Annotated in this window: 19 protein-coding genes; 2 read left to right on the forward strand and 17 right to left on the reverse strand. The window is 34.3% G+C overall.

From position 1 onward, the window contains the following. Positions 1 to 52: 52 nt before the first annotated feature. The 8 genes from T335_RS0108240 to T335_RS0108275 all read right to left on the reverse strand — a co-directional run bounded on the left by T335_RS0108240 (position 53) and on the right by T335_RS0108275 (position 5,825). Positions 53 to 247: a hypothetical protein gene (locus tag T335_RS0108240; RefSeq protein WP_026477125.1), complete on the reverse strand. Its 195-nt coding sequence runs from the start codon at positions 245 to 247 to the stop codon at positions 53 to 55. 12 nt (positions 248 to 259) lie between these two features. After that, positions 260 to 985, reverse strand: coding sequence for a hypothetical protein (locus tag T335_RS0108245; RefSeq protein WP_026477126.1), 726 nt, complete (start codon positions 983 to 985; stop codon positions 260 to 262). Between the two features lie 3 nt (positions 986 to 988). After that, positions 989 to 1,714, reverse strand: a complete 726-nt coding sequence (locus T335_RS0108250; RefSeq protein ID WP_026477127.1) for a fluoroquinolone export ABC transporter permease subunit — start codon at positions 1,712 to 1,714, stop codon at positions 989 to 991. Further along, positions 1,707 to 2,558 (reverse strand): ABC transporter ATP-binding protein, encoded by an 852-nt coding sequence (locus T335_RS0108255; RefSeq protein ID WP_026477128.1) that lies wholly within the window; start codon positions 2,556 to 2,558, stop codon positions 1,707 to 1,709. Before T335_RS0108255 ends, T335_RS0108250 begins: the two co-directional genes overlap by 8 nt. After that, complete coding sequence (locus T335_RS0108260; protein WP_026477129.1) at positions 2,551 to 3,156, reverse strand: TetR/AcrR family transcriptional regulator; 606 nt, start codon at positions 3,154 to 3,156, stop codon at positions 2,551 to 2,553. Before T335_RS0108260 ends, T335_RS0108255 begins: the two co-directional genes overlap by 8 nt. Positions 3,157 to 3,501: 345 nt before the next feature. Next, entirely contained in the window at positions 3,502 to 3,684 is a 183-nt protein-coding gene (locus T335_RS0108265; RefSeq protein ID WP_026477130.1) for a hypothetical protein, read from the reverse strand. Between the two features lie 13 nt (positions 3,685 to 3,697). Next, a complete protein-coding gene (locus T335_RS20190; protein WP_051569204.1) occupies positions 3,698 to 4,180 on the reverse strand; it encodes an FMN-binding protein in 483 nt (160 codons plus the stop codon). Between the two features lie 106 nt (positions 4,181 to 4,286). Then, a complete protein-coding gene (locus tag T335_RS0108275; RefSeq protein WP_026477131.1) occupies positions 4,287 to 5,825 on the reverse strand; it encodes a putative polysaccharide biosynthesis protein in 1,539 nt (512 codons plus the stop codon). Positions 5,826 to 6,010: 185 nt separating this feature from the next. Between T335_RS0108275 and T335_RS0108280 the strand changes: the two genes are divergently transcribed. Beyond that, entirely contained in the window at positions 6,011 to 7,354 is a 1,344-nt protein-coding gene (locus T335_RS0108280) for a M20 family metallopeptidase (protein WP_051569205.1), read from the forward strand. A gap of 160 nt (positions 7,355 to 7,514) precedes the next feature. Here T335_RS0108280 and T335_RS0108285 read toward each other — a convergent pair whose 3' ends face one another. From T335_RS0108285 to T335_RS0108315, 7 genes are all read right to left on the reverse strand, one after another. Next, entirely contained in the window at positions 7,515 to 7,757 is a 243-nt protein-coding gene (locus T335_RS0108285; protein ID WP_034328043.1) for a YkoF family thiamine/hydroxymethylpyrimidine-binding protein, read from the reverse strand. Between the two features lie 125 nt (positions 7,758 to 7,882). Beyond that, complete coding sequence (locus tag T335_RS0108290) at positions 7,883 to 9,313, reverse strand: carbon starvation CstA family protein (RefSeq protein WP_026477134.1); 1,431 nt, start codon at positions 9,311 to 9,313, stop codon at positions 7,883 to 7,885. Positions 9,314 to 9,470: 157 nt separating this feature from the next. Then, positions 9,471 to 10,244: a LytR/AlgR family response regulator transcription factor gene (locus T335_RS0108295; protein ID WP_026477135.1), complete on the reverse strand. Its 774-nt coding sequence runs from the start codon at positions 10,242 to 10,244 to the stop codon at positions 9,471 to 9,473. A gap of 13 nt (positions 10,245 to 10,257) precedes the next feature. After that, entirely contained in the window at positions 10,258 to 11,946 is a 1,689-nt protein-coding gene (locus T335_RS0108300; RefSeq protein WP_242837267.1) for a sensor histidine kinase, read from the reverse strand. A 219-nt stretch (positions 11,947 to 12,165) separates the two neighbouring features. Beyond that, complete coding sequence (locus T335_RS0108305; protein ID WP_242837268.1) at positions 12,166 to 13,104, reverse strand: DMT family transporter; 939 nt, start codon at positions 13,102 to 13,104, stop codon at positions 12,166 to 12,168. 20 nt (positions 13,105 to 13,124) lie between these two features. Continuing rightward, positions 13,125 to 13,991, reverse strand: coding sequence for a glutamate racemase (gene murI / locus T335_RS20195; protein WP_051569206.1), 867 nt, complete (start codon positions 13,989 to 13,991; stop codon positions 13,125 to 13,127). A 138-nt stretch (positions 13,992 to 14,129) separates the two neighbouring features. Next, on the reverse strand, positions 14,130 to 15,476 hold the full coding sequence (locus tag T335_RS0108315; protein ID WP_026477138.1) for a glucose-6-phosphate isomerase: 1,347 nt from the start codon (positions 15,474 to 15,476) through the stop codon (positions 14,130 to 14,132). Between the two features lie 303 nt (positions 15,477 to 15,779). On the opposite strand from T335_RS0108315, the gene T335_RS20200 reads away from it, so the two are divergent. Further along, entirely contained in the window at positions 15,780 to 16,367 is a 588-nt protein-coding gene (locus tag T335_RS20200; protein ID WP_034328045.1) for a hypothetical protein, read from the forward strand. 231 nt (positions 16,368 to 16,598) lie between these two features. Here T335_RS20200 and T335_RS0108325 read toward each other — a convergent pair whose 3' ends face one another. Continuing rightward, positions 16,599 to 17,420, reverse strand: coding sequence for an ATP-binding protein (locus T335_RS0108325; RefSeq protein WP_026477139.1), 822 nt, complete (start codon positions 17,418 to 17,420; stop codon positions 16,599 to 16,601). Positions 17,421 to 17,619: 199 nt separating this feature from the next. Beyond that, positions 17,620 to 17,985, reverse strand: coding sequence for a zinc ribbon domain-containing protein (locus tag T335_RS0108330; protein WP_026477140.1), 366 nt, complete (start codon positions 17,983 to 17,985; stop codon positions 17,620 to 17,622). Between the last annotated feature and the right edge of the window lie 175 nt (positions 17,986 to 18,160).

Below are 18,160 nucleotides of genomic sequence, written 5' to 3' on the forward strand. Positions count from 1 at the left end.
AAAAAAATAGGAGCGTTTTTATATAAACGCCCCTAAAGCCATTGTAAAATCATTATCTCAGCATGAAAGCTAAAATAGTAAATGCAACTGCAAATAGATAAATCATTATTTTAAGATTTTTCTTACCCATCTTACTCATTAGTAACCTTGTTTTAGGATTTCCTTCGAACATAATGGGAAATTCAAAGATACCACCAACGAAATAGAAGACTGCCAGTAAAAAGAAGATCATTGACCAAATTGACATTTCATTACCCCCTTAAAGATTATTATTCTTTTTAAAGATCCTAAAGGCAACTGTCATTAAAATCAAATTGTAAAAGACTCCTATTCCAATATATTGATAAAAATTTAGGTTCATGTCTATAAACCCTGCATTAATTTGTGGTTCTAATAAAGCAAATTGAACAGCCTTCCCAGCCCAATGACCAGGGGCTATAGCAAATAACCATTCTTTAGCATCTAGAAAGAAAAATCCTCCTATTGGTAGCATTAACATAAAACCAGTAGCCTTCATGGTTACAAAACCTTCTACTTTATTCTTTGCATATGCATTGATCAAGAGGGCGTTAATGGGGGTTTGAAGGGATGATAACAAAGCAATTAATAGAATATTTCCCCCAGACATTTCAATGGCCCCAGTAAACCAAATGATAAAGAAACTAGCTAATACTGCAAGAAGATAGACAAAGGCAATTTTAAACCATATATAAAGTTTTAGAGAGACTGGAGAAATTTGAATCGACTCAAAAACCTGATCATCTCGATCATCCAATAGGGAAAAGCCCGCCATAGCTCCATAGGCATAACCTGCCAGTAATGCCATCAGCATAGCCACAACCCCCATAGCCTGACCCTCCACCACCTCCTGCTGAATTAAATACTTACCAATTCCGCCTAACAGCAGTGGCCAAATCATCATTACGGCAGTCATTTTCTCTCGAATTAGATTCTTTATTTCAAACTTTGCCATAGTTAAGATCACTTTCTACACCCCCGTTTCCCGCATGACATAATCCATAAATTTGGGCTTAATCATAAATCGATATAATCCAATGGACAACAAAATAAGATACCCATATCCAAATAAAAGCTTTCCAGTTTCTATTTCTCCTACACTGGCATTTATAAGGATTCTTGAAACTTCTGGTGGAAGGATCATTAAATATCTACCAAAATCAGCACTGATAACCCCAACTAATATAAGGATTGATGGTAGGAGAAAAATAAAAGTATACATGATAAAATAAACCAACATTGAAGTAAAATCCTTTGCCATGTAAGCTATTCTAATGCCAATCATGGTATGAACAACAGTTACGATAATCACCCCTCCAACTAGTAATAAGTAGTTAAAGGTTACGCCCTTCATCAAGTATAAGGCAATAGATACAAAGGCTACAGTAAAAAGAGAATTAAGAACATTAACTAACACTTTCGAAAAAAGGTATTGTCTTTCTGTGATTGGAGAAATCATGATGGAGTTAATGGTATGCTCTTTCTTTTCATAAAAGAGGGTGGCTCCAACCAGTAAAATAGTCATCATTGTACTATCCATCAAGAAAATAAAGGGGATAAATATTTGAAGTTCTTGCCCTTCAAAAAACCATGCAATCACTAACCAAAAAAGTAAAGCAACAAAATTGGCGGAAAATAAATTATATTTATTTAATCTATCAAATTCTCCCTTAACAAGTACTTGTAGGTTAGCCATTAAGCCCCACCCCCGTCACCTTTATAAAGATTTCTTCTAGGGTTGTTTCTCCACTATGGATGGTTTCAACTTCTTTGCTTTGTAATAACTGGCAAAATTCTGGCTGTTTAATTTCTTCCATCGAGAATTCTTTACTAATCAGATTACCCGCTTCTTTATATTCTATCTTAACGCTACGCTTTCCATATTTAAGCTTAAGGTTTCTTGGAGAATCTATTTCTTTTAATTTTCCATCAACAATAAAGGCTACTCGATCACATAACTGTTCAATATCACTCATAATGTGACTAGTTAAGAAAACCGTTCCCCCTTGTTGTTTAAACTCTAAGACCATATCCTTCATAATTCTTGCATTAACAGGGTCTAATCCATTAGTGGGTTCATCAAGAAAAAGCATTTTGGGATTATTAATTAATGCCCTAACGAAATTTAATCGAATTTTCATTCCCTTTGAATATTCTCCAGCTTTTTTGTTACGGTCTTCCCATAATCCTACCCGTTTTAGCAGAGGTTCTACATCAACAGTATTTTTATAAAGTTTTTTAAAGAACGCTAAATTCTCCATAGCGGTAAGTTTTGAGAAGGAAATTGGCATCTCAAAGGACACACCTATATCTTCATAAAATTCATCATGATAACTAGCCAAAGATTTCCCTTTATATTCAATTTCTCCTTGATAATTTGGTAACAGCTTAATTAAAACCTTCTGAGTTGTACTTTTTCCTGCTCCACTTGGACCTAAGAAACCAAATATTTCTCCTTCTTTAATCTCAAAGTCAATTCCATCAATGGTATTGCCTTTACTTTTAGGGTATTGGTAGCTTAAATTTTTTACATTAAACACTTGAAATCCCTCCTTTTATAATTTTTAAAAAGTCCATCGTCTTTTTTAATAAATTTTCAGCAGATCTTGTTTTATAAAACTCTTTTACAAAACTGAGATTTAAAGCATAGATTAAATCGATTACAGCATTGGCATCTACATCAGGCTTTATTAGCCCTCTTTTTTTATCAATCTCAATTTGGTCTTTTAAAAGTTGGAAACCATCAGGAAAATTTTCCCTTAAATTTGTTATGAAGTCACTGTCATCCATATCCATTAATGCCCCAATTTGATAATATTTAGGATTATCTTCAGCCCACGTTAAGATCATCTCTAGCATATGAAGATAAGTATCAAAGAAATCTGCATCTGGTTTCAATTGTTTAGAATTTTTTGCTACATTCATCTTTTCTTTTCCAATTTCAGTTAATACATATAAATATAAATCTTCTTTATTTTCGAAGTACTGATAAAAGCTACCTCTAGGAATACCAGCATTTTTAATAATTTGGTTGATAGAGGCTTCACTATAACGTTTTGTAGAAAATTCTTCAACTGCTGCAGAAAAGATCTTCTTTTGCTTTTCTTCAATTAAGTTGTAAAATGTGTCTTTTGGCAATTAAATAACCTCCTTTGATACCATAATATCTCAAAAGAAACGATGTGTCAACCCTGTCATATGACAAATATGTCATTTTAACAAAAAAAATTTTGATACTATAAAATCATAGTATATGTGTTAAATGAGGAAATTGTATCATACCATAAATCTGAACTTAAATTCGTTTTATGCAAAGGTGAAAGCTGAGTCGTCCATTGTGAAAAGCAGATGTCCCAAATCTTAGCGAAGTTTCATTTTGCATTACTTTAAATATTAATTATGCAATTTCTTCAAATAAGATAAGCTTCTTCTACAGACTAAACCCCTCTATTTACCATAGAGGGGTTTAAATTACATTCCAACTTAACTCCAGGTTGGTTTATTAAATTGATTACCACTGGCCTTTATTCTTTCTCCTTCATCTTGAGAAACAATATAAGCTTCTATCCCTTGGTCAGCATATTCCTTAACTCTTTTTATTGCTTCGTCCCTTGCAATAGCCTCTGACAATCCGTTCTCTGTTCTAACCATAAATTTTTGCTCCAAGGTGAGGCCTCCTTTAATTATCTTCAGCTTCCTCTAGGGCTATTCTTGCAACTGAAACGAAGTCGTTGTATGAAGCTGTTGCTCCAGTTACTGTTTCAACCTGTTCAATATCTTGGGTTTCAATTAAACTATTTTCTAATGCTGGATAAGCTTCTACAGCACTAACCCCTGCTTGCTCTTCCCATCTTTCATTATAGTCTTCATCTTCTGATTTTAATCGACCGTCTTCGTGCTCTTCGTCATAGGTTACACTAGTAATTTCTCCACCAGATATGGTAATTTCAATAAAGGGCATCCATCCTCTTTCGCCTCTTTCACCTTCTGCACGATATTCACCATCGGCATATGTAGGTGTATCTGCTGGTGGCTCTTCTGCTGCTGGTGGTGGTGTTTCTTGTTCTGGCGGCGGGGTTTCTTCTGCTGGTGCACAACCTACTGCCACAGCGAAAATCATCAATACTACTAACAATAAAGGTAATAATTTAGATTTTTTCATGTAATCTCCTCCATTTAGTATTTTTGCAAGTATCTTGCACTAATACTATTTTGGATAAAAAAGTCTCCCTCTATTCATATTTTTATGAATAAGGGAGAAGAAAAAATTAAAAGAAGGAAGATTTATTTTTTCTATCGACTCCACCCATTAGAAGTAACATTCCAAAGTAGAGAATCACGCCAACAACGATTGAGATTAAAGTTGATAAGGCTTCAATCGTAACGATTCCTAGACTATACTTAAAAGTAAGTTGCACACCAAAAACCATTACGATAGCCGATATCATTGGTTTAATGAAAACTTCTTTAAGATTGATTTTAAATTTAATTAGCCGCTTTAACTCAAAATAATTTAATAACATGATTACTAGATAGCCAGCAATAGTGCCAATTACTGTACCAATAATATTTAGGTAAGTTACTAACAGTAGATTGCTAACCACCATCTTTACAATAACTCCTATGATCAGATTTCTAACAGGTAAAAAGACTTTATTCATACCTTGCAGTATACTAGTTAAGGTTTGGGCAAGAGAAATAAATACTACATTTAAAGCTAAAATCTTTAATATTTCCCCTCCGGCTTCGGTTTCTCCCCATAATAAATGAACAATTTCTTGAGACATAATGGAAAGGCCTACTGCAGCTGGGAGTGCAATGATGACGGTGGTTTTAATTCCAGCTACGATCTTTTCAATTAATTCATAATTTTTCCTTCTACTATAGGATTCTGAAATTGCTGGTACTAAACTAGCTGCCATAGCCATACTAAAAGTCAAAGGAACATTCATTAATGTAACTGCCTTCCCCGTAAGTTGCCCATACAAAATAGTTGCGCCTTCCACAGTAAAGCCACTCTCAATTAAGCGGGAATGGACAATGATAGAATCGATTAACCCCATCACTGAGCTTAAAACTGCCCCGACGGTTATTGGCAGGGCCAACCATGTAATTCTTTTAATAATGTCCCATGTTTTTTCAATTCCTTTATGATCTATCGGGGTTTGATTAAAGCCATTATAGCTAAAATAGCTAATAATCATAACAATCATCCCAAAAAAGGCTCCTGCCGTTGCTCCGAAAGAGGCAGCCCCTGCTGCAAAACCTACGCCTCTACCAACAAATAGATAAGCTAGCCCTACTCCTATCACGACTCTACCAATCTGCTCTACAATTTGAGACACAGCAGTAGGCATCATCATTTGCATTCCTTGAAAGTATCCCCTAAAGGCCGACATTACCGAAACAAAGAAGGGGGCAAGGGCTAACCCTATGATGGAATAGTAGGCCTCACTTGGCCATTCTAATAATTCTATAATATAATTTGCACTAAAGAATAAAAATAATGAAGTAAACATACCGATAATAAAAAGCATAAAAAAAGAAACTCTAAAAACCCTTCTCGCACCATACAGGTCATCTACAGCTATTTTCTCTGAAATTAATTTAGATATGGCAGCGGGAAAACCGATCAACGATACTGCAAGTAGCACCGTATAGATTGGATATGGAAGGCCAAATAGCCCCATTCCTTCATCATGGATTAACCTTTGAAGAGGGATCTTAAAGAATATACCTAGAAATTTTGCAAATAACCCTGCAAAGGCTAAAATAAATGCCCCCTTTAAAAACTTATTATTAGACATATAATATCTCCTTCACAATTGAAATACTTTATTTATGTATATTCCTTTAACTAGTTCCTTTATGATTCACCTTTATTACAATATAAAAAAATCTAATCCCATAGCCAATAACCTAAAGAAATTATATTTTTATTCTAAATGTGGTATCATAATGGAGTAATCCTTAAAATGAAAGGAGTTTAACAATGGCAAACATTCAAAATGCTGTTAGTAAATTAAAAGATGAACTCATTAAGAATCTTCAAAAGTTAATTGCAATTGATAGTGTTGAAGCCCCAGCTCTAGAAGGTATGCCCTTTGGAGAGGGTGTAGATGAGGCTTTACGTTTTGTTTTAAAGTTAGCAGATGAAATGGGCTTTAAGACTAAGTACCATGAAGGTTACTATGGCTATGTAGAAATGGGAGAAGGTACTGATTTAATTGGACTCCTAGCCCATCTCGATGTCGTCCCTACTGGTGACCCAGAAAAGTGGACTTATCCCCCTTTTAAAGGAGAGATCCATGACAATAAACTCTATGGTAGAGGGGCTATTGATGATAAAGGGCCTTTATTGGCTGCCCTTTATAGTATGAAGGTTATTAAAGATTCTGATATCCCTCTTAATAAACGAGTTCGATTAATTTTAGGAACGAATGAAGAAACCCATTGGAAGGGTATTACAAAGTACAAGGAGTTAGAAGAAGCACCCCACTATGGCTTTACTCCTGATTCTGATTTTCCCCTAATTAATGCAGAAAAGGGTCTATTGCAAATAAAACTGAGTCTTCCCAGGGGGGCAGATTTTAGCCTTAAGGGTGGAGAAGCATTAAACAGTGTAGCAGACCATTGTACATACGTAGGAAAAAATTTATCCAACATAGTTGAAAATGAAAATATTAAAGTTGAGACAAATCAAGATCAAGCTACTATTTTATTTCATGGAAAATCAGTCCATTCAGCAAAGAGCTGGCAAGGTCTTAATGCTATTGGATTAGCAGGTGAAACCCTTTCTAAAGCAGGAGCACATACAAAATTATTAGATTTTATATCAAATGAAATTGCCTTAGACTGTTATGGTAGCAATATTTTTGGTAAGTTTGAAGATGAAGCTTCTGGTAAATTAACCATTAATATGGGCAAAATTTTAATTGGTGATCAAACTCAAGAACTTTATCTAGACATTAGATACCCCGTTACAAAAACTAAGGATGAAGTATTAACTCCACTTCAGAATAAAGCCATAGAATATGATTTATCTTTTGAAATACTAGATTCATTACCTTCTTTATATGTACCCAAGGATCATTTTTTAGTAGAAACCTTAAGAAGCGTATTTGAAGAAGAAACTAAACTGGATAGTACCCCTCTAAGTACTGGTGGGGCCACCTATGCTAGAGCTTTTGATAATTTTGTTGCCTTCGGTGCCCTTTTCCCTGGTGAAGAAAAAACTGCCCACCAACGGGATGAGTACATATCAATAGATTCTTTACTAAAATGTTGTAGCATTTATACTAAAGCCTTATCAAAACTATTAGAAGTTAAGAAGTAATAGGTTCAATTAATTCAAAGGATGTTAGAAACTTTTATGCTAACCCTTCAATTTTATGTAAAATTGTAGTTAGTATTTAAGTTTAAAAGAAGGTAACTGTCTCAAATCTATCATTTGTAACATTTTAAAAGGAGATGTTTGACCATCTCCTTTAACTTAACTAATCAGCCGCATTTGTAATTGTAACTACCATACTAACTTCGCCACCAGAATTTTGTGCTTCATCAAACAGATTCCTTAAGCTGTTCCAAACCTCTTCATCATTCCCTTGTATGTGGGTGTCCATAGAACCGACATTATAGGTAACCCTTTGATTTTGCAGAGTATTAATAGAGTCATTTATTACTTGACTGGCATTATTGGTTTTTAAAGGATAAAGTGCTACTTCAGCATGAAGTCTCATACAAAAACCTCCTTCATATATTATTGATCAATAATAGTATGGGTTTTCTATAGCTTCTTTATCCAGCGAAACTAAAACCTGAATTAGTAAAAACCCCCATATCAGAAAATGGAGGTTTTTTTTAATTAAGCTTGGGTCTCACTTGGTACATTATGGTCAATTTTTTTAATTTTAAATAAGAATAATAAAAAGATTACTAGGGCAGTAACGATTCCTACTGGATAAGAAATTGAAGTAGACAGTTCAAACCCTTCTGGTGCTTGTAGAATATAAGTTGTTACTACTGCCGTCATAAAGGTTGCTGGAATTGTAGCAATCCAATGGAACTTTAAATTCTGTGCTAAATACATTGCCGATGCCCAAAGCATAAAAGTAGCTAATGTTTGATTTGACCATGCAAAGTATCGCCAAACAATATTAAAGTCAATTAAGCTTAAAGAGAAACCAATAATAAATAAAGGAACTGCCAACATTAAACGTTTATTCACTTTACTTTGATTTGACTTTAAGAAATCGGCAACTACTAAACGGGCACTTCTAAAGGCTGTGTCTCCCGAAGTAATAGGACAAGCTATTACACCAAGCATCGCCAATAAACCACCAAAGCCACCTAAAAGGGCTGTAGAAATTTCATATACAACTGCACCTGGACCACCAGCATCATTTGCTATAAATAAACCTTCTGTTCCTTGATAAAAAGACATTGCAGCTGCTGCCCAAATTAAAGCGATAATCCCTTCTGCAATCATTGAACCATAGAAAATTTTACGACCGTATCTTTCATTTTCAACACATCTTGCCATAAGAGGTGATTGAGTAGCATGAAACCCACTAATGGCACCACAGGCAATGGTTATAAATAATAGTGGCCAAATAGGTAAGTTACTTGGGTGAATATTATCCATGGTTAAAGCAGGTAACTGGTAGCCTTTAACGATTAACATCGTTCCAATACCAACTGCCATTACCAACAATGCCGCTCCAAATAAGGGATAAACCTTTCCTATAATTTTATCAACTGGTAAAATTGTTGCTAAGAAATAATAAACTAATATAATACCTAACCAAACTTGATAAGATTCTATTCCTGCAAAATTTAAGCTTCCCAATAATCTTGCTGGCCCAGTCATAAAAACTGTCCCTACTAAAATTAATAATACTACAGAAAAAATTCTCATAAATTGTTTTGCAGATGTACCTAAATACTTCCCTACTATTTCTGACACACTAGCTCCGTTATTTCTGATGGATAGCATTCCAGAAAAATAGTCATGAACTCCACCTGCAAAAATACTTCCCAACACAATCCAAATAAATGCTTTTGGCCCCCATAAGGCTCCTGCAATAGCTCCATAGATTGGCCCTAGTCCAGCAATATTTAAGAACTGAATTAAAAAGATTTTATACCAAGGCATTGGTACATAATCAACACCGTCCTTCAACTCATGGGCGGGAGTTAATCGTTGTTCTTGAACTCCGAATACGTTTTCAACAACCTTACCATAAATAAAGTAGCCCGCCACCAAAATGACTACCGATAAAAGAAAAAATCCCATAAAAAAGACCTCCTTAAAATAATAATAAAATAAATTATATAAATATTATGTTTATTTCATTATATAGGAGGTATATATATAATTATTAATTTTTTCTTAAGATGTCAATTATGCTGTATGAAGTGTTTATATAGATGTTTTTTGTGTACAATCTTTACTAATTTTCTATCCCTACAAGTTCTTTAAACTCCTTTACCTTATTACGACTAATAGGGATATTGTTTTTTTCGTAACCTCTCATTCTAACCTGAAGACTGTTATTAAACCATACAACAATTTCGTCAATTTCCTCAAGATTAATTAAAAAGCTTCTGTGGGGCCTATAAAAACCATACTGGGTTAACCGCTCTTCCCATTCAGTCATTGAAAAGTTGGTAATAAACTCCCCTCGTTTACTTATTACCTTCGTACTTCTTTCTTCCGTTTCAATATAAATGAGATCCTTCAAAGATAAAACATAGAGTTTGCCATCCTTTTCGAGGGTTATTTTTTGTCTGCAATGCTCGACCTGAAGATGCTTCTTTAATAAAGCCTCCACCGTTTCAAGGGTTGGACTTTCACTTTTCCCCATTTCTTTCTGCAGTTTCTTAATACATTTTTCAAATCTATTTTCATCAATAGGCTTTAAAAGATAATCTATAGCTGAAAACTCAAAGGCCTTAAGGGCATAATCGCTATAGGCCGTAACAAAAATAATTTTAGGAATCTTCTTCATTTTAATCAATTCACTGGCTATTTCTATCCCCGTCATATCCTGTAGGTGAATATCTATAAAAACAACATCAGGTCGCTTTTCTCTACAAATCTCAATGGCATCTTCCCCGTTAGATGCTTCTGCCACCACCACAAAATCAAGATAATTAGATAAAAAATGTGTTATGATTCTTCTGGCGGGCATTTCATCGTCAATTACTACTACTTTATAAGCCATTATATCATTCCTCCTATGCTGATTTAGGAATTTTTATACAGACCCTTGTCCCCTGATCTAATTGGCTAGAGATCTTTAGTCCATATTCTTCACCATAAAGATTAACTAGTCGCTTATTTACGTTCATTAAACCTACTGAATTGTTGGTGGGGTCCTCCTTTAGAAGTTTTTCAATTTGTCCCGTACCCATACCAACACCATTATCAATTACCTCTAACAAGATGTCTTCTGCTTCTCTACTAGATCTAATTTCCACGCATCCACCCTTCTTCTTAGGAAGAATACCATGAATAATTGCATTTTCTACTAAAGGCTGTAAAATCAGTGGCGGCAGTTGGCATTGAATATCATCATCTAGTTGATACTTCACCAACAACTTATCACCAAACCTTGCCTTTTCAATCTCTAAATAGGCTTCAATATGCTCTAACTCATTTTGAATCCCTACAGTATCATGACTACACTTCAAGCTCTTTCTAAACAATTCTGATAAAGATATTAAAAGATTTTTAGCCTTTATGGAATCAAACTGCATAAAAGAAACGATTGTATTAATGGCATTGAATAAAAAATGTGGATTGATTTGAGCCTGTAGGGTTTTTAGCTCCGATTCAATCAGAAACTTCTTTTGCTCTTCTACTTTACTTAACTCTATTTGAGTGGAAAAAAGCTGAGCCAGCCCTAATCCTAACTCTAAATCAACTGTTGTAATACTATTTTCATCTTTTTTATATATTTTTAAGGTTCCTACCACCTTATCTCTTTCCTTTAATGGCACTACAATTGCCGACTTTAGTCTACAGTCCCGATGACTACATTGAATATCTTTTTGTCTAGAAATAATTCTATATTGGCCCCTTTCAATAACTTCCCGTGTTGCCTCAGTTTGAATAATTTCTCCTGACTTATGATGATCCTCCCCAATTCCCCTATGGGCAAGTATTTCTTTGTGGTCTGTAATTGAGATAGCTGCAATATCTACAAATTCATATATAATATCTACTACTTTTTCAGCCACTTCTCGATTTAAACCCCTTCTGAAATAGGGTAACGTCATATTAGCAATCTTAAGAGCTTTTTCTGCCTGACCTGCAGCAATTTTCTCTTGTTCTGCGTAAATATTCTCGATAAGCCCAATAAAAATAGCTATCCCCATCGAATTTACTAAAACCATTGGTAATAAAATAATTCGTACTAAGTTAAAGGCAGCATAAAAGGGACGAGCAATTATTAAAATAATTAGCATCTGTATAATTTCTGCAAATATCCCAATAAACAGGGCATACCGCCATTTTCCTTGTTTATTTTTAATATAATAGCTACCGTAACCTCCTATTAGCCCTTCTACAATTGTGGCGATTCCACAGGCTAGGGCAGTAAACCCACCAATATCGATTAAATACCTGTGTCCCCCAGCAATAACCCCAGCTACCAGCCCTACAAAGGGTCCACCCAGTAATGAACCTACCATCACTCCAACAATTCGAGTATTAGCCCATGCGCCGTAGATGGGGACACTGGAGTAGGTTCCCATAATCCCTATAAGACCAAAGACCACTGCTAATAACACTTTATCTACTATTGTGATCTGTTTCTTCATAATCAATTTTCTAAAAATGCCTACTTTGGATATAATGAATGCTAAAATGATGATTATTCCAAGTTTATTCATTAAGGCTAACATCATTTCTGCTATAATCATGACCTGCACCTCCCATGACGTTATTATATCAGTAACTCACCTAATCTAAAAGAACAAAGTCTTCCATCAAAAAAATTCTAAGAGGCTCTAGCTAAAAAACATACCTCTAACACTATTTAGTTTAATAAAGTTAAATAATCTACTTATGTTGAAAATCAATGTACAATATTTTTATAAAATTTCAAAGTAGAATTTTCCTACTGGCATAAAAAAATCGGTCTATGCCGATTTTTTTATGCCAACTGTATTAATTCCTTTTTCCATCTGTTTTTTTCTAGTAGTAAGATAGACTCCTCCAATAATTAAAAGGACACTTAATAACGTGGAGACTGTTACCTTCTCCTTTAAAATAAGAACAGATAGAATCATTGAGAAAACTGGTACTAAATTTATAAATATGGCTGTTCTCGTAGGACCTATTTCTTTAATGGAGGTTTGTTGTACTAAATAACCTATGGTTGAAGGAAAAATAGCCATGTATAAAACTCCACCCCACCCTAGTGCAGTTGTATTCTTAAGGTAGACTGCTGGATTTTCCCAAAGGGCAAAGGGAAGGGTAAATAGGGTACATAAGACAAAACTATAGGTTGTTAATATGAGGGGGGAGTATTTCATCATTACCCGTCTACTTACAATAGAGTATATTGCCCAGCAACTAACAGCTGCCAGCATAATTAAGTCTCCTTTGTTAAAGGTAAAATTTAATAGAGCCGATAAATCTCCTCTAGAAATTGTTAAAACTACTCCCATCAAAGCAATTAAAATTCCCACCACTTTAGAAATAGTTAAACCCTCCTTTAAAAATACTACTGCCAAAAGGGTTGTTACCAGAGGATTTATGGCAGCAATCATAGAAGCATTTACTGCGGTTGTATGCTTAAGGGCAATGAAAAATAAAATATGGTACCCTACCATACCTACTAAACCTAAAAAAACCATTGTGGGATAGTCCTCTTTCTTTAACCGCCAATCTTTTTTCTCATACTTCACCATAACGAAGAAGATTAAGATAGATGCAAAGAAAAACCGTAAAAAAGTTAAAGCAAAGGGAGGAAATTCTTCTACTGCCAATTTCCCACCAATAAATGCACCAGCCCAAAAAACCGCCGATAAGATCATGAGGGCTATTGTTCGATAATACTTTGATTCTTCTTGCATCAGAGTTACTTCCCCTCTCGCTAAATTAACTGTATATTTGAATGTTGTTTAAAGGCAATTTCAGAAGGATCATAAAATACTACTTCACCTTTAAAACTTAAAGCCTCTAACCTTTTCAGTAATAGACTTTTTCCTAATTCTAATACATCTGCTGCTGGACTTGTATTATACATAATAATCGATGTTGGAGTGTCTTCATCTCGATTATTAACGAGGTTAGTTTCTTGTAAAACTCTACTCAAATGCCTTGCCGTTCCCAAATTTCCGTCAATTAGATTAATTTCTTCCCCAACAATTCTAGTTAAGGCCTCTTTAATGAATACATAGTGGGTACAACCCAAAACAATAGCCTCAATTTTTTCAAGATCTATCGATGAAAAAAGCTCCCTTAAATAGTCTTCCAGTTCTTGACTTGATGTTCCTTTAGTTTCAATAATTTCAACTAACCCTGGACAGGGGAGCTTAAGAATTTCTCTACCCTCAAATTGTCTAATTAGACAGTCAAACTTTTTTTCCTTAAGGGTCATAGGGGTGGCCATTACGGCAATAGTCCCACCTTTAGTTCCTTCTACTGCAGGTTTTAAGGCTGGCTCCATTCCAATTACGGGAATTTCTAATTTTTGTCTTAACTCATTTACTGCTACGCTGGTGGCAGTATTACAAGCAACTACTAAGGCCTTAATCCCCTGTTTAATTAGAAAGTCTGCAATTTCAAGGGACCTGCCCCTAACCTCATCTGCCTCCTTTATGCCATATGGAGCATTACCAGAGTCACCATAGTAAATATAATTTTCACTGGGTAGCAGATGAATTAAGTCTGCTAATACACTAATTCCCCCTACTCCAGAATCAAAAACACCAATGGGTTGAAGTTCTAGTTTCCCCATATTATTACCACCATTCCTTTAATGATCTTCAATACATTTTTATTTATATTTATATTAACATAAACCAGTCAAATGAGCTATCAAGTTATTGTAGACTTGTTACAAGAGTGATAGTAGCACACTTAAGTTCAATTTCCTCTATAATCTACTTAATAATTCAGCTTGTTGTTTCTCATAACCAGGTTTCCCTAAAAGTGCGAACATATTTCGTTTATAATCTTCTACCCCTGGTTGATCAAAAGGATTTACCCCCAACAGATAACCACTAATCCCACAAGCCTTTTCAAAGAAGTAAACCAAATATCCATAATAATAGGGGGTTTTTTTGGGGATATTAATAACTAGATTTGGTACGCCTCCATCTTGGTGGGCTAATAGGGTTCCTTCATAAGCCTTACTGTTGACATAATCTATGCTTTTTCCTGCAAGATAGTTTAAACCGTCTAAATCTTTATCATCCACCTGAATTAATAACTCATTATTATTATCTCCAATTACTAAAACCGTTTCAAATATATTTCTTAAACCCTGCTGTATGTATTGACCCATTGAATGTAAATCAGTAGAGAAATTTACAGAAGCAGGAAAAATTCCTTTAAAATCCTTTCCTTCACTTTCACCATAGAGCTGCTTCCACCATTCTCCAAAATAATGTAGGGAAGGTTCGTAGTTAACTAAAACTTCTACCGTTTTCCCTTTTCTATAGAGAATATTACGAATTGCAGCATATTGATAGCATTGGTTATCTTCTAATTCCTCTGTCTGTGCGTCCTTATAAGCTGCCCTTGCTCCTAAAAGTACCTCTTCAATATCTATACCTGCCACCGCCATAGGTAAAAGACCAACAGGTGTTAAGACAGAATAGCGCCCTCCGATATCATCGGGAATTACAAAGGTTTTATACCCTTCTTCATCTGCCATTTGCTTTAGAGCTCCCTTTTTAGCATCGGTTGTTGCAATTATTCGATCTTTTGCTCCTGCTTTTCCATATTTTTTTTCTAAAAGTTCTTTAAAAAATCTAAAGGCAATTGCAGGCTCTGTCGTTGTTCCAGATTTCGAAATAACGTTAATACAGATTTCTTTTCCTTCTAATACTTGAAGTAGATGCTGCAAATATGTAGCACTTATATTATGACCTACAAAATAAATCTCGGGAGTTTTTCGTTGATCTTTAGATAATTGATTATAAAAATGGTGGTTTAGCAATTCTATTGCTGATCTAGCACCTAAATAAGAACCCCCAATTCCTATTACAACTAAGGCATCACAACTGTCTTGAATCCTGACTGCCGTCGCTTTAATCTTTTTTACTAAAAAGGGGTCAAATTTATTGGGAAGTTCTAGCCAACCAATATATTCCTTGCCCGCACCTTTTTTTTCATGAAGCATTTTGTGGGCTACTGCCACCATAGGTTTCAAATAATCTAATTCATCTTTAGAAAAAAACATCATACTTTTGCTATAATCGAAAGTAATTTTATTCATATACAACCTCCTCTTCCCTATATTTGAGGAAATTACATAAAACTTAGGAGTAAATCAATGGGCAACTATGCAATTTCCTTACTTACTATCATTAGTCTGGCAAAGCATATAAAAGAATGATCTAAAAACCTCCTGTTTTAAATATAACCTACGTGTTAAATACAACCTAATTTACATAATGTATATTTGAATATTTTATTATTAATGTAAAAGCTACACTGTTTATGTAATTTCATCCAACCAGATTTCACCATAAGCCCTGCTATCTAACTTATGATACAATAATTACAGGAGGTTGAAATTATGGAGCTAAAAAACTATTTACTAACAGCATTGTTAATAATATTGTCATCTATTATATTCTATCAAATAATATCCTTCCTTAAAAATAACAAATTTAATCAGTATTTTCAACTTTTTTCACAGGAAAGTTATAATCTGGATGATCTTTTCCCCATAAAGTTATCGGGGGAAATTATTCCTAAAAAAGATTATTTAGAAATTCCTCATGATCTATACGTAACGATTAACACCACAGCTATTCAAGGAGAAATTAAGCACAATCGCTTCTATATCGAATTAATACGCCCTAAGGATCGCAAAAAGGCATTGGAGCTAGTTAAGTCTCAATACTTAAAAACTGTCACCCCTTATATTAGGGAAACTATCCAAAATAAGAAAGAGGATATACGTTTAATTGAGCTCTCTAAAAAACAATTACCTCAAATGCAAAAAATAGCATGCAATACTTGTAAACATAAGGTACAATGCCAAATTGCCTTTACATCATGCAACTATGAAAGAGAAGAAGTTGATACGATTATCCGTAAGGGGATAAAAGTAGATTATAAAGATGGTATAAAAGATCTAAATTTCTTTAAAAAACAATAATTATGAGCCTACACTTTTTGTAGGCTTTTAATTATTGAGTAAATTATATATTAAATTTATATTAATCTTAATGTTAGTGTGTCAAATGCTAATATGAAATGAAAACTTCGTTACTTCGGGTTTAATGAGGAATATAACTGAATTCATTGTAATATTATATCATGCAATTTCTTCTATAGTTTTCATGTAATAAAAAAACTACCTTCGCAGGTAGTTTTTTGAGTTGTGTTTCTATGATAATTTTTGTCCTTGTAAACCGATTTTCACTTTAGAAACAGGAATCGAAACATTGGCTCTCTTAATTGCTTCATCTACAGCCATTACAATTCCTTGACAGCAGGGTACTTCCATGTATGCTACAGTTACTGATTTTAAATCATTAGTTGCAATCATCTTTGTTAGCTTTTCAATATAAAACTCTAAGTCATCTAATTTTGGGCATCCTACAACAACTGCTTTACCTTTTAATAGATCTATATGATAGTTAGGGTAAGCAAAAGGTACACAATCTGCCGTAACTAGTAAATCTGCCTTCTCAAAGTAAGGAGCATTAACTGGAACAAGTTTTAATTGTACGGGCCATTGTCTAAGTTGTGGCTTTATCTTAACTTCTATATCTCCACTACTTACAACAGCAGTTTCTTCAACAACCTTATCTTCTTTAAAATCCATCATTTTACTACCTGGGCAACAGCCGCCGCCCCCATGTCCGTGGTGACTATGACCATGGTGTCCGTGACCATGATTCCCGTGGTGTCCATGATGGCCGTGGTGTCCATCTTCTTGCTGATGATCTTTTAGTGATTTCCCTTGACTATTTAATAGAGCTTCAACTGCTTCTTCATCAAATTCATCGGCATCTCTTTCAATAATTAATAATGCATCTTCAGGACAATGACCCAGACATGCCCCTAATCCGTCACAATATTTGTCATGGATTAGCTTCGCTTTTCCATCAATAATTTGAATTGCACCCTCTGCACAATTTGGTACACACAAACCACACCCGTTACATTTTTCTTCATCTATTTGGATTATTTTTCTTATAGCCATTGTAATCTCTCCTTTTCATTTTATCTTAAGTTAATTTTACTATAGATCAAGAGGCTGTTCTGTGATATATAACACAATTAGCTACATATTTATATCACAAAATTATATATGAAGAAGTTCCTGACCCATGTATAAATTCTAGCTATGTTATTATAACATTTCTATTTTTAAAATCAAAAAAAAGGAAAATAGTAGCTATCTAACCTCCTATATACTTTCCACAAGTTGGGCAGTACCTGGCATCATCATCTGCTTCTATTTCACAGTCACTACAATATTTAATTTTTTTTATATTTAAAATTAGTTTTTCCAGAGTTTTTATCTCCTCTTCTAACTTTTCTATAGCTATAATCGTTGCTTCAGCTTCACTTTTTGATATATAATTTAACCTCTTTAATCGGCCATAAACGTACTGTCCCAGCTCTTCAAATAACTTTAAAATTTCTTCTTCTCTTTTTCTAATACTGACATTTAGTTTACTTATCTCCATTAACTCATTAGATTTTTTGCCTAGGCTTTTAGCTGTATCAGATACTGAACTAGATAACTTGTCAATAAAGCTCATGATCCTTCCCCCTCGAAGAAATCTATATACTATATCTTTATTCCCGGCATTAGGATTTCGTGTCAATTGTAATAAAATATAATTGAGAAAATTGCAAAATAAAACTTCCCTGTTAAGGGTTTAACCAGGAATATATTTATAAATAATCAAAGTAGTGCTTACCTATTGCTTATAA

Source organism: Alkaliphilus transvaalensis ATCC 700919 (assembly GCF_000621485.1).
Lineage (GTDB): Bacteria > Bacillota > Clostridia > Peptostreptococcales > Natronincolaceae > Alkaliphilus > Alkaliphilus transvaalensis.